Here is a 12,143-nt window from a genome sequence, read left to right on the forward strand (position 1 = left end):
AACCATATCAAACGCCGGGCACAGTGCCCGGTTTCACTCACTCTTGTTTGGAGAGCACCCACATGAAGATGACGACGGAAGAGGCGTTTGTTAAGGTTTTGCAGATGCACGGGATCGAGCATGCGTTCGGGATCATTGGATCTGCGATGATGCCGATCTCGGACTTGTTCCCGAAGGCCGGGATCATGTTCTGGGACTGTGCGCATGAAGGCAGTGCGGGGATGATGGCCGACGGCTATACCCGCGCCACCGGCAAGATGTCGATGATGATCGCGCAGAACGGCCCGGGCATCACCAACTTCGTGACGGCGGTGAAGACGGCCTACTGGAACCACACCCCGCTGCTGCTGGTCACCCCGCAGGCGGCGAACAAGACCATCGGTCAGGGCGGTTTCCAGGAAGTCGAGCAGATGAAGCTGTTCGAAGACATGGTCGCCTATCAGGAAGAGGTCCGCGATCCGACCCGTGTCACCGAAGTTCTGAACCGCGTGATCATGAAAGCCAAGCGCGCCAGCGCCCCGGCCCAGATCAACATCCCGCGTGATTTCTGGACCCAGGTGATCGATGTCGATCTGCCCGCCATCGTCGATTTCGAACGCCCCGCGGGCGGCGAAACCGCCGTGGCGCAGGCGGCCGAGCTGCTGTCGAACGCCAAGAACCCGGTGATCCTGAACGGTGCCGGCGTGGTTCTGTCCAAAGGCGGGATCGAGGCCTCGAAAGCACTGGCCGAGCGTCTGGATGCGCCGGTCTGCGTCGGCTATCAGCACAACGACGCCTTCCCCGGCAGCCACCCTCTGTTTGCCGGTCCGCTGGGCTACAACGGTTCGAAAGCCGGGATGGAGCTGATCAGCGAGGCCGACGTGGTGCTGTGCCTCGGCACCCGCCTGAACCCGTTCTCGACCCTGCCCGGCTATGGCATGGAATACTGGCCGGCCGAGGCCAAGATCATCCAGGTCGACATCAACCCCGACCGGATCGGCCTGACCAAGAAGGTCAGCGTGGGCATCGTGGGTGACGCGGCCAAGGTGGCGACCGGCATCCTGAACCAGCTGAGCGATACCGCGGGCGACGAGGGCCGCGAAGAACGCAAGGCGAAGATCGCCGAGAAGAAATCCCGCTGGGCCCAGCAGCTGAGCAGCATGGACCACGAGGATGATGATCCCGGCACCACCTGGAACCAGCGCGCCCGCGCCGCCAAGCCCGACTGGATGAGCCCCCGCATGGCCTGGCGCGCGATTCAGGCGGCGCTGCCGAAAGAGGCGATCATCAGTTCGGACATCGGCAACAACTGCGCCATCGGCAACGCCTATCCGTCCTTCGAGGCGGGCCGCAAATACCTGGCGCCGGGCCTGTTCGGGCCCTGTGGCTATGGCCTGCCGGCCATCGTCGGTGCCAAGATCGGCTGCCCGGACGTTCCGGTCGTGGGCTTTGCCGGTGATGGCGCCTTCGGCATCGCGGTGAACGAACTGACCGCGATCGGGCGTGAGGAATGGCCCGCCGTGACCCAGATCGTCTTCCGCAACTACCAGTGGGGCGCGGAAAAGCGCAACTCGACCCTGTGGTTCGACGACAACTTCGTGGGCACCGAACTGGACACCAAAGTGTCTTACGCCGGTATTGCGCAGGCCTGTGGCCTGAAGGGCGTCGTGGCCCGCACCCAGGACGAGCTGACCGCGGCGCTGAACCAGGCGATCGAGGACCAGAAGAACGGCATCACCACGCTGATCGAGGCCCTGATCAACCAGGAACTCGGCGAACCTTTCCGCCGCGACGCAATGAAAAAACCCGTCGCCGTCGCCGGAATCTCGGCCGACGACATGAAAGCTCAGGAAGCTTGATCAAAGGACGAGGCCAGAGCGTATGACAATGACACCCATTGAGCTGTTGCGTCAGTGCGCCCCGGCCTCGCGCCCTGTGATTTCTTTATGCGAAGGCAGTGATCCCCGCGTTGTCGCGGGGGCGCTGGCCGCCCAACAGGCCGGGCTGGCCGATGTCATTCTGGTCGGTCCACAAGCCGAGGTCGAAGCCGCCCTCAAAAACCAGAATGCCACTCGCTCTGACGGCGTCATGGTTCACGACCCGGCAACCTCGGACCTGACCGAGGAATTTGCCCAAACCTATTTTGAACTGCGCCAACACAAGGGCGTCGATGCAACCAAGGCCCGTGCCACTGTTGAAACACCGCCTGTCTATGCCGCCATGCTGGTGCGCAGCGGGCGGGCCACTGGAACCGTAGGTGGTGCCGTTCACACGACCGGAGACATTGTACGCGCGGCCATTCAGGTGATCGGCATGGCCCCTGATGCCGGAATGGTATCGTCTTTTTTCCTGATGTACCCGCCGGAAAACGCTCAGCCCGGAGCGCGGGCAATGCTCTATTCGGACTGCGGTCTGGTCATCGATCCCAGCGCTGACGAGTTGAGCAAAATTGCCGTCGCCTCGGCCAGATCGGCGCGGGCACTACTGCGGGTTGACCCCAAGATCGCCATGCTCAGCTTCTCGACAAAGGGCAGCGCGAAGCATCCCGATGTCGACAAGGTGATCGAGGCCACAGAAACACTGCGCCGAATGTCCCCAAATCTCGAAGTCGACGGTGAGCTTCAGTTCGACGCGGCCTTCGTGCCCTCGGTCGGGGATCGCAAATCGCCCGGATCTTCGGTCGCCGGCCAAGCCAACGTGATGATCTTTCCCAATCTCGACGCGGGCAATATCGGCTACAAGATCACGCAACGACTGGGGGGTTACACCGCGATCGGCCCGGTTTTGCAGGGGTTGGCGCGACCCGCCAACGATCTGTCCCGCGGATGCAGCGCCGAAGATGTGACCCAGATGATCGCCGTGACCGCACTGCAAGCCATCAGGGAATAATGCCCATAACTCGCGTCGTTTTCAGAACGATGTTCTCTAATCGGAAGGAAAGTGACACAGTCCTCCCGACACAACCGACAGGACCCGCCAATGACCCATCAGCAGCCGATCCTTGAAACGTCTCCGAAAGTTTCGGACGAGGTCCGCAAAACCACCTGTTATATGTGCGCCTGCCGCTGCGGCATCAACGTTCACATGAAAGATGGCAAGGTTGCCTATATCGAAGGAAACCGGGACCACCCGGTCAACAAGGGTGTTTTGTGCGCCAAGGGCTCTGCCGGGATCATGCAGGTCAACGCCCCTTCTCGCCTGCGCAAACCGCTGAAGCGTGTCGGCCCACGCGGCTCGGGTGAATTTCGCGAAATCGAATGGGACGAGGCGCTCAGCACTGCTGTGGGCTGGCTGAACGAGCTGCATGAAACCGCACCGCAAAAGCTGGCCTTTTTCACGGGCCGCGACCAGAGCCAGAGCTTCACCAGTTTCTGGGCCCAGAATTTCGGCACTCCGAACTATGCAGCCCATGGCGGCTTCTGCTCGGTCAATATGGCGGCCGGTGGCATTTACACGATGGGGGGCGCGTTTTGGGAGTTTGGTCAACCCGACTGGGATCACACCAAACTGTTCATGCTGTTCGGCGTGGCCGAGGATCATGACAGCAACCCGATAAAAATGGGGATCGGCAAGATCAAGGCGCGCGGCGCACGGGTGATCGGAGTGAACCCGATCCGCTCGGGCTATAACGCTGTTGCCGATGACTGGGTCGGGATCACACCCGGCACAGATGGTCTGTTTATCCTATCGTTGATCCACGTGCTGATGAAAGCCGGCAAGATCGATCTAGATTACCTGAGCCGCTATACCAATGCGCCGGTTCTGGTGAATGCAAGCGAGGGTGCGGAAAAGGGCCTGTTCCTGCGCGACGAGGACGGCAAGCCGCTGGTAATTGATCGCAAGACGGGCAAGCCAACCGCATTCGACAAGCCCGGCGTGCGCCCGGACCTGTCGGCGACCTATGACAAGGACGGTGTAACGCACCGCCCCGTTTTCCACCTGATGGCCGAGAAATACCTCAGCGATGAACACGCGCCCGAGGCGGTGGCCGATCGCTGCGGCATCCCCGCCAAACGTATCCGGGCCATTGCCGCCGAAATCGCCAGGGTCGCTTTTGACGAGGCGATCGAACTGGATCAGGAATGGGTTGATTTTCGGGGCGAAAAGCACACCAAGATGATTGGTCGTCCCGTCAGCTTCCATGCCATGCGGGGCGTTTCGGCCCATGCCAACGGATTCCAGACCTGCCGCGCTTTGCACGTGCTTCAGATCCTGCTGGGAACAGTCGAGGTACCAGGCGGTTTCCGTTTCAAGCCACCCTATCCCAAACCGGTCGAAGCGCACCCGACGCCCCATGGCGACAGGCGTCCGGGACGCCCGCTGAACGGCCCGCATCTGGGCTTCCCCCGGGGTCCCGAAGACCTGCTGCTGGACGACTGCGGCACACCGCAACGCATCGACAAGGCGTTCACCTGGGAAAACCCGATGTCCGCGCATGGGTTGATGCATATGGTGATCTCGAACGCGGCTGCCGGTGATCCCTACAAGATCGACACGCTGTTCATGTATATGGCGAACATGTCGTGGAACTCCTCCATGAACACCAAAGGTGTGATGGAGATGCTGACGGCCAAGACCGAAGACGGCAATTACGTCATCCCGCGCATCATCTACTCCGATGCCTATTCTTCGGAAATGGTGGCTTATGCCGACTTGATCCTGCCCGACACCACCTATCTCGAACGGCACGATTGTATCTCTCTGCTGGATCGCCCGATCTGCGAGGCCGACGCCGCAGCAGACGCCATTCGCTGGCCGGTGGTCGAACCCGACCGTGACGTGCGTGGCTTCCAGTCGGTTCTGATCGAACTGGCCAACCGCATGAGCCTGCCGGGTTTCACGAATGAGGACGGCAGCCCAAAGTGGAAAGACTACGCAGATTACATCGTCAACCACGAACGACGTCCCGGCATCGGCCCGCTGGCCGGCTTCCGGGGTTCGGACGGTGACAAGGAAGGCCGCGGCGAAGTCAATCCGGATCAACTGAACCGGTATATCGAAAACGGTGGGTTTTATGTGGCGCATATCCCGGAAGGCGCGGATTACTACAAGCCTTGGAACACCGCCTATCAGGACTGGGCCGTCGGGATGGGCATCTATGACAGCCCTCAACCCTATCTGTTCCAGCTCTATTCCGAACCGATGCGCCGTTTCCAGCTGGCTGCCGAAGGTTACGGTGACCGCCAACCGCCCGAGCACCTGCGCCAGCGCATCAAGGACACCATGGATCCGCTGCCGATCTGGTACGAAACCGACCAGCGGGGCAATGAAGGCTTCACGGTCAACGCCCTGACCCAACGCCCAATGGCCATGTATCACAGTTGGGGTACACAGAACGCGTGGCTGCGCCAGTTGCACGGGCACAACCCGCTTTATGTCCCGACCAAACTGATGCGAGAACACAACCTGCAAGACGGAGACTGGGCAAAAGTCAGCTCCCCACACGGTGAGATCACCGTGCCTGTGATGGAGATGGCCGCGCTGAACGACAACACGGTCTGGACGTGGAACGCCATCGGCAAACGCAAAGGTGCCTGGGCTTTGCAGGACGACGCGCCAGAGGCGACCAAAGGTTTCCTGCTCAACCACCTGATTCACGAATTGCTGCCGTCCAAAGAAGATGGAATGCGCTGGGCCAACTCGGACCCGATCACAGGTCAGGCGGCATGGTTCGACTTGAAGGTCAAAATCGAAAAAACCGACGCGCCCGCCGATGCGCAAAGCCAGCCGAATTTCGACCCGATCAAATCTCCGGTCGGAACCGGCCCTGAGAACCTGGCCTGGAAGGTGGGCAAATGACCCGGATCCGCACTTCATCTGGCCAAAAATATCCCGGGGGTGAATTGAGCCGCAGGCTCAAGAGGGGCTGGCCCCCTCACCTGCCCCCCAAAGCAGAGGTTCACTGACATGACCCAGCTACCAAACTCCACCGACCGCAAGATGGGTCTGGTCATCGACCTTGACACCTGTGTTGGCTGCCACGCCTGCGTTATTTCCTGTAAAGGCTGGAACACTGAAAACTACGGGGCCCCGCTTTCGGATCAGGACGCCTACGGTGCAAACCCTTCGGGCACCTTCCTCAACCGCGTGCATTCCTACGAAGTGCAACCTGCCGACGGGCACGCCCAGCTGATCCACTTCCCAAAATCCTGCCTGCATTGCGAAGACGCGCCCTGCGTTACCGTTTGCCCCACCGGCGCCAGCTACAAGAGGGTCGAGGATGGCATCGTATTGGTCAATGAAAGCGATTGTATCGGGTGCGGCCTGTGCGCCTGGTCCTGCCCTTACGGTGCGCGGGAACTGGATGTAGCCGAAGGCGTGATGAAGAAATGCACACTTTGTGTTGACCGCATCTACAACGAAAACCTCCCCGAAGTCGACCGTATCCCAGCCTGTGTTCGCACCTGCCCTGCGGGCGCAAGGCACTTTGGCGATCTGGGCGATCCTGACAGCGATGTCAGCCAGTTGGTTGCAGAACGAGGCGGCATGGACCTGATGCCGGAAATGGGCACCAAACCCGTCAACAAATACCTGCCCCCGCGCCCCAAGGACACCGTGGAAGACCAGATCGACATACTGGCCCCCCTGCTGGCACCCATCGCCGACGAGCCCAAAGGGTTCCTCGGCTGGCTCGACAAGACGTTGGAGAAACTCTGATGCATCCCGCACCATCCGTCATTCTGTTCACCACCCTGTCCGGTCTGGGATTCGGACTGCTGTTCTTTCTTGGTCTGGGGTTTCCGGCTGTCTCGGGTTGGGTGGCTTTTGTGTTCTTCGCCATTGCCTATGGTCTGGCCGTCGGCGGGCTTTTGGCCTCGACCTTCCACCTTGGCCATCCGGAACGGGCCTTGAAGGCCTTCACCCAATGGAAAACCAGCTGGCTCAGCCGTGAAGGTTGGTGTGCCGTACTCGCGCTGGTCATCATGGGACTCTATGCGATTGGCGTGGTGTTTCTTGACCAGCGTTGGGGTTTTCTGGGCTGGATCGGCGCAGGATTGTCGCTGGCGACCGTGTTCACGACCTCGATGATCTATACGCAACTCAAGACCATCCCACGCTGGAACATGAACCTGACACCCGCCATGTTCCTCAGCTTCAGCCTGGCCGGCGGTGCCTTGCTGGCAGGTCAGACAAGCGCAGCTCTGCCGCTGCTGCTGATCGCGGCGCTGGTGCAGATACTGTACTGGCGCAAGGGAGATCAGGCGTTTGCATCATCGGGAACGGATCTGGGAACAGCCACAGGGCTTGGCACACGCGGTTCCGTCCGCGCCTTTGAGCCGCCCCATACCGGCACCAATTATCTGCTGCGAGAATTCGTTCACGTGGTCGGACGCAAACACGCCGAGAAACTGCGGCTGATCTCGTTCGTTCTGGCATTCGTGTTGCCGGTTCTGCTGTTGTTGCTGCCGTTCAATCACGTCTTCGCCCTGCTGGCCGTGGCCTCGCATCTGGCGGGCGTTGCAACGTCGCGCTGGCTGTTCTTTGCGCAGGCGGAACATGTCGTGGGGTTGTACTACGGCAAACGGTAGAGGGGGCGCTGCCCCCGCCGCGGCGGGCCGCGACTCCCCCGGGATATTTTTAGCCAGATGAAGTCTGGAAACATGGAAAAGAAAGAGCGGCGCTCAAAGTCAGAGGCCGCCCTTCGTCATATTCTGAAATACCGGTCAGATCAGGCCAGCATGGGCCATTGCGGCCTCGATGGCTTCCTTGGTGCTGGCTTCCAGCTCGGTCAGGGGTGAGCGGACTTCGGTGCTGCAAAGGCCCAGTTTGCTGAGTGCATATTTGGCACCGACAAGGCCCGGCTCGATAAAGATCGCCTCATGCAGCGGCATCAGTTTGTCCTGATACTCCAACGCCTTTGCATAATCTCCAGCCAGCGTGGCCTGCTGGAATTCGGCGCAGAGCCTAGGGGCCACGTTTGCAGTCACCGAGATGCAGCCAACACCGCCATGGGCATTGAACCCAAGGGCCGTGGCGTCTTCGCCGGACAGTTGGCAGAAATCTGCGCCACAGGAAGCGCGCTGCTGGCTGACACGGGCCAGGTCGCCTGTTGCATCCTTGACCCCGACGATACGGGGAAGCTTGGCCAGTTCACCCATTGTGGCAGGCGTCATATCAATGACTGAACGGCCCGGAATGTTGTAGATGATGATCGGGATATCCGCGGCCGCATGCAGCGCCTCGAAATGCGCGATCAGGCCGCGCTGAGTCGGTTTGTTGTAATACGGCGTAACGACCAGCGCCGCATCCGCTCCGACTTTTTCAGCGAACTGAACGAAGCGGACAGCTTCGACCGTGTTGTTCGACCCGGCACCGGCAATGACCGGAACGCGGCCCGCAGCGGTTTTGACGACCTCTTCGATCACCGTCTCATGCTCTTCGTGGCTGAGCGTCGGGCTTTCGCCGGTGGTTCCCACAGGCACCAGCCCGGTCGAGCCTTCGGATATCTGCCAATCCACCAGATGTTTGAGCGTCTTCAGGTCCAACTCGCCGTTGTTGAACGGGGTGACGAGGGCTGGCATCGAGCCTTTGAACATGACACGCTCCTTCAAGGTGCATTTTGCTGTTTTTGCGCCGCGGTCCCTCACGTTTCCAGCTTTGTGAGTTGATCCCGGCGACGCACGGTTTATCCTCACAGGCTCTATCCTCGGTTGGTTGGGAAATGCAAGGGATGACACGCTTTCTGGCACTGTTGACTGCTGTGATTCTGTATTCGGTGACTGCGCCGCATTCAGCGCGGGCAGATGCTGCGGCTGATTTGCGCGCCGGGCTTGACGAAATGCGCAAAGGCGACTGGAACGCCGCGTTGCGCGTATCCGGCCAGCGAGGTTCCGTATCGCGTGATATCATCGTCTGGCACTGGCTGCGCGAGGGGTTCGGCAGCTCTGGCGACGTATTGGTGTTTCTCGAACGTCGGCCGGACTGGCCCGGTTTGGCGTGGCTGCGCCGCAAGAGCGAGCCCGTTTTCACCGGAGCCGATCCCGACAGAGCTCTGAAATTCTATGCCGCCATGCCGCCTCAGACAGCAGAGGGCGCGTTGAACTACGCCGTTGCCCTGAAAGCCAAGGGACGCATCGGAGAGGCGGAGGCCGACATTGTGACAGCCTGGCGCACCATGCCAATGGGTTCGGGCCTGCAAAAAAGCTATCTGGAGAACTTTGCCACATTGCTGAAACCGCATCACGCGGCGCGGTTGGACAGAATGCTGTGGGACGGTCATCTTGTGAGCGCCGGGCAGATGTTGCCTTTGGTCGGTCCGGACGAACGCAAGCTGGCCGAAGCGCGCATAGCATTGCAGAAACGCCAACCCGGTGTGGACGCCAAGGTGGCAGCAGTTCCCAAGTCGCTGGCGGATGCGCCCGGGCTGGCCTTCGATCGTTTTGTCTGGCGCGACAAGAAAGAACTGGATGACAGCGCCGTCGATCTGATGCTGGCACGCTCTACCGGGCCTGACGCCCTGGGTGAGCCCGACAAATGGGCCGAGGGACGGCGCCGTCTTGCACGGCTTGAGATGCGATCGGGCCGTGCGGCGCGCGCCTATGACGTGGCCGCCAATCATCACATGACCCCCGAAATGGGTTACGGCTATGCCGATCTTGAATGGCTGGCCGGTTTTCTGGCGCTTCGCAAACTGAATGATCCAGCCACCGCCGTTCGCCACTTCCAGAACTTTTCGGACGCCGTGAAATCTCCGATCTCGAAAGGCCGTGGTGGCTATTGGCTTGGGCGCGCTTACGCGGCACTGGGTGACGCGGACAAGGCGTATGACGCCTATGCGATGGGGGCCGACTACCAGACCTCATTCTACGGTCTGTTGGCCGCAGAACGGATCGGACGACCGTTTGATGAGGAACTGGCCAATCCGCGTCGCGCGCCGCATTGGCGGCAGGCGGAGTTTGCCGATTCCAGCGTTTTGGAGGCCGGGTTGCTGTTGTTGAAAGCCGGAGAAGCAAACCTGTCCGAACGGTTCCTGACCCATCTGGTGGAAGGCCTTGATCCAGTGCAGGCCAGTCAGCTGGGCGATCTGGTGATTGAACTGAAACAGCCGCATCTGGCCGTGATGATCGCCAAACGGGCCGCGACCAACGGTACTGTCCTTCCTGCGGCCTATTACCCGGTCCACCCGGTGGCCGATATGCGATTGCCGATGGCCAAGGAAATGACACTGGCGATCGCGCGCCGCGAAAGCGAGTTCGACCCGGTTGTCGTCAGCGGTGCGGGCGCGCGCGGGCTGATGCAGGTAATGCCCGCCACGGCCAAGCTGGTCGCGGGCGAGCTGGGCATTCTCGGCGGCCATCAAACCGGGCGATTGACCACGGACTGGCAATACAATGCAAAGCTTGGGGCCAACTACCTTTCCGGTTTGGCAGCCGATTTCAACGGCAACGTTGTGATGATGGCGGCGGGGTATAATGCAGGGCCAAGGCGTCCGATCTCGTGGATGGAACGCTATGGTGACCCACGCACAGGCGAGGTTGATATCGTCGACTGGATCGAGACGATCCCGTTCAGCGAAACGCGAAACTACGTGATGCGCGTGACCGAAAGCCTGCCGGTCTACCGTGCGCGCCTGGGGCAACCCGCCCTTCCGATTCCTTTTTCGCAGGAACTGATCGGATCATCTCTGGCGGCGTTCGCGCCATAAGGTGAACAAACCTGCGGCTACGACGATGGTTGCGCCCGCCACGACTTCGGGGCGCAACGTTTCGCCAAAGATCGAAATACCCAGGATCGCGCTCCAAACCAGGTGGAAATACGCAAAGGGTTGAACCGCACTGGCTTCGGCCATCTCATAGCACTTGATCAGCAGCCAGTGCCCGAACGCCCCACTGACGCAAAGCAGCGCCATCCAGAGCCAGTCGCTGTGCGCCATCGGCTCCCAGAACCACATGCCAAACACGGTCATCGCCACGGCCCCGGCGACACCGGTCCAGAAAAAGCTGGTCGCCGCGCTGTCCTGACGGGCGACATATCGCGTCAAAAGACCATAGATCGCAAACAGCAATGCGGAAATCAAAGGTATGACAGCCCACGGGTTAAAGACCCCGCCACCCGGTTGCAAAATGATCAGAACTCCGATGCATCCTACGCCGATCGCGACCCACCGCCGCCATCCGACCTTTTCACCCAGCACCGGCCCGCTCAGCGCGGCGACAAGCAAAGGATAGCAGATGAAAACCGCCATACTGTCGATCAGGCCAAGGACCGTAAAGCCGAACACCGCGATGCAGATCTCGGCCGCCAGCAGCACCCCCCGCACGATCTGCACACCCAACTGACTTGTCTTTGTGGCCGCCTTCAGCCCACCGGGGGCCCGCGCAGCCAGAGCGATGACGAAAGCTGCAAAGAACCAATAGCGGATCATGACCACCATGTAGGTGTTGTAGGTTCCGGCCAGATGGCGCGAGATACCGTCCTGCAAAGCAAAGACAATCGTCGCGCCCACCATCAATGCGATGCCCGCGCCCACATTGTTCTTCTGGGTCATGCTTTGCGTGCCCGTGTCATGTGCCGCTTGCGGCCAAAGCCGGGCGTGCGGGTCACGTTGAAACCGGCACTTTCAAGCCCCCGGCGCACAAAGCCCGCGGCCGTATACGTGGCCGCCGTCCCCCCCGTGACAGTGTGGTTTGCCACGTCCTGCATCAGACCAGCACCCCACAATTCAGGGTTCTTGGCCGGTGAAAACCCGTCGAGAAACCAGGCATCTGCCATTGCGTCCCAGTTCGGCAATGTCTTGCGCGCATCGCCGATCACCACCTCGAACTGAAGCGACTCCAATGTACATGTGCGTCCTGTCCAATGCGCCAGAAAACGGCTGCTCCACGGATGCAATTCAGGAAAGGACCCGAGCGCGCGTTGCATGTCTTCCGGCGCCATGGGAAAGGCTTCGAAACTGGTAAAGCGCAATGGCCCTTTCTGGCCGGATGCCTCCCATTCTGACCAGGCCGTCAGCAGGTTCAGGCCAGTGCCGAAACCCAACTCGGCAATGTGAAACCCCGGCGCAAACCGCGCAGGCAAATCATTTCCCGCCAGAAACACATGGCGCGTCTCTTCCAGCCCGTTCTGCAACGAGTAATATGGGTCGTCGAAGCGGTCCGAGACCGGGATCTGATCTTCGGTCCACGTCAATTTGGCGCGCTGGTCTGCCATCGGGGAATCCTGTA

9 protein-coding genes are annotated in these 12,143 nt (G+C 60.6%); 6 read left to right on the top strand and 3 right to left on the bottom strand.

Annotated features, from left to right (window positions below):
* Positions 1-62: 62 nt before the first annotated feature.
* From xsc to NOR97_RS13320, 5 genes are all read left to right on the top strand, one after another.
* Positions 63-1,838, top strand: a complete 1,776-nt coding sequence (gene xsc / locus NOR97_RS13300) for a sulfoacetaldehyde acetyltransferase (RefSeq protein WP_257599393.1) — start codon at positions 63-65, stop codon at positions 1,836-1,838.
* A 22-nt stretch (positions 1,839-1,860) separates the two neighbouring features.
* Positions 1,861-2,868, top strand: a complete 1,008-nt coding sequence (pta, locus tag NOR97_RS13305; RefSeq protein ID WP_170345636.1) for a phosphate acetyltransferase — start codon at positions 1,861-1,863, stop codon at positions 2,866-2,868.
* A 90-nt stretch (positions 2,869-2,958) separates the two neighbouring features.
* The gene (locus NOR97_RS13310) at positions 2,959-5,778 is read left to right on the top strand and encodes a molybdopterin oxidoreductase family protein (RefSeq protein ID WP_257599394.1); all 2,820 of its coding nucleotides are present in this window, start codon (positions 2,959-2,961) and stop codon (positions 5,776-5,778) included.
* Positions 5,779-5,886: 108 nt separating this feature from the next.
* Complete coding sequence (locus NOR97_RS13315) at positions 5,887-6,636, top strand: 4Fe-4S dicluster domain-containing protein (protein WP_170345634.1); 750 nt, start codon at positions 5,887-5,889, stop codon at positions 6,634-6,636.
* A complete protein-coding gene (locus tag NOR97_RS13320; RefSeq protein ID WP_257599395.1) occupies positions 6,636-7,508 on the top strand; it encodes a DmsC/YnfH family molybdoenzyme membrane anchor subunit in 873 nt (290 codons plus the stop codon). Before NOR97_RS13315 ends, NOR97_RS13320 begins: the two co-directional genes overlap by 1 nt.
* Before the next feature lie 135 nt (positions 7,509-7,643).
* Here NOR97_RS13320 and dapA read toward each other — a convergent pair whose 3' ends face one another.
* Entirely contained in the window at positions 7,644-8,516 is an 873-nt protein-coding gene (gene dapA / locus NOR97_RS13325) for a 4-hydroxy-tetrahydrodipicolinate synthase (protein ID WP_257599396.1), read from the bottom strand.
* Positions 8,517-8,650: 134 nt separating this feature from the next.
* Between dapA and NOR97_RS13330 the strand changes: the two genes are divergently transcribed.
* Positions 8,651-10,624 (top strand): lytic transglycosylase domain-containing protein, encoded by a 1,974-nt coding sequence (locus NOR97_RS13330; RefSeq protein WP_257599397.1) that lies wholly within the window; start codon positions 8,651-8,653, stop codon positions 10,622-10,624.
* Here NOR97_RS13330 and NOR97_RS13335 read toward each other — a convergent pair.
* Together NOR97_RS13335 and mnmD are read right to left on the bottom strand one after the other, a co-directional pair.
* Complete coding sequence (locus NOR97_RS13335; RefSeq protein ID WP_257599398.1) at positions 10,598-11,467, bottom strand: DMT family transporter; 870 nt, start codon at positions 11,465-11,467, stop codon at positions 10,598-10,600. The genes NOR97_RS13330 and NOR97_RS13335 overlap by 27 nt on opposite strands.
* Positions 11,464-12,129 carry a tRNA (5-methylaminomethyl-2-thiouridine)(34)-methyltransferase MnmD gene (gene mnmD, locus NOR97_RS13340; RefSeq protein ID WP_257599399.1) on the bottom strand — a complete coding sequence of 222 codons (666 nt, stop codon included), beginning with the start codon at positions 12,127-12,129 and terminating at the stop codon, positions 11,464-11,466. Before mnmD ends, NOR97_RS13335 begins: the two co-directional genes overlap by 4 nt.
* Between the last annotated feature and the right edge of the window lie 14 nt (positions 12,130-12,143).

Source organism: Ruegeria sp. YS9 (genome assembly GCF_024628725.1).
GTDB lineage: Bacteria > Pseudomonadota > Alphaproteobacteria > Rhodobacterales > Rhodobacteraceae > Ruegeria > Ruegeria atlantica_C.

What these genes read in the sequence shown, in the direction of transcription:
- NOR97_RS13320 (WP_257599395.1), top strand. Translation starts at nt 6,636, where the DNA reads ATGCATCCCGCACCATCCGTCATTCTGTTCACCACCCTGTCCGGTCTG.
- xsc (WP_257599393.1), top strand. Translation starts at nt 63, where the DNA reads ATGAAGATGACGACGGAAGAGGCGTTTGTTAAGGTTTTGCAGATGCAC.
- pta (WP_170345636.1), top strand. Translation starts at nt 1,861, where the DNA reads ATGACAATGACACCCATTGAGCTGTTGCGTCAGTGCGCCCCGGCCTCG.
- mnmD (WP_257599399.1), bottom strand. Translation starts at nt 12,129, where the DNA reads ATGGCAGACCAGCGCGCCAAATTGACGTGGACCGAAGATCAGATCCCG.
- NOR97_RS13310 (WP_257599394.1), top strand. Translation starts at nt 2,959, where the DNA reads ATGACCCATCAGCAGCCGATCCTTGAAACGTCTCCGAAAGTTTCGGAC.
- NOR97_RS13330 (WP_257599397.1), top strand. Translation starts at nt 8,651, where the DNA reads ATGACACGCTTTCTGGCACTGTTGACTGCTGTGATTCTGTATTCGGTG.
- NOR97_RS13335 (WP_257599398.1), bottom strand. Translation starts at nt 11,467, where the DNA reads ATGACCCAGAAGAACAATGTGGGCGCGGGCATCGCATTGATGGTGGGC.
- NOR97_RS13315 (WP_170345634.1), top strand. Translation starts at nt 5,887, where the DNA reads ATGACCCAGCTACCAAACTCCACCGACCGCAAGATGGGTCTGGTCATC.
- dapA (WP_257599396.1), bottom strand. Translation starts at nt 8,516, where the DNA reads ATGTTCAAAGGCTCGATGCCAGCCCTCGTCACCCCGTTCAACAACGGC.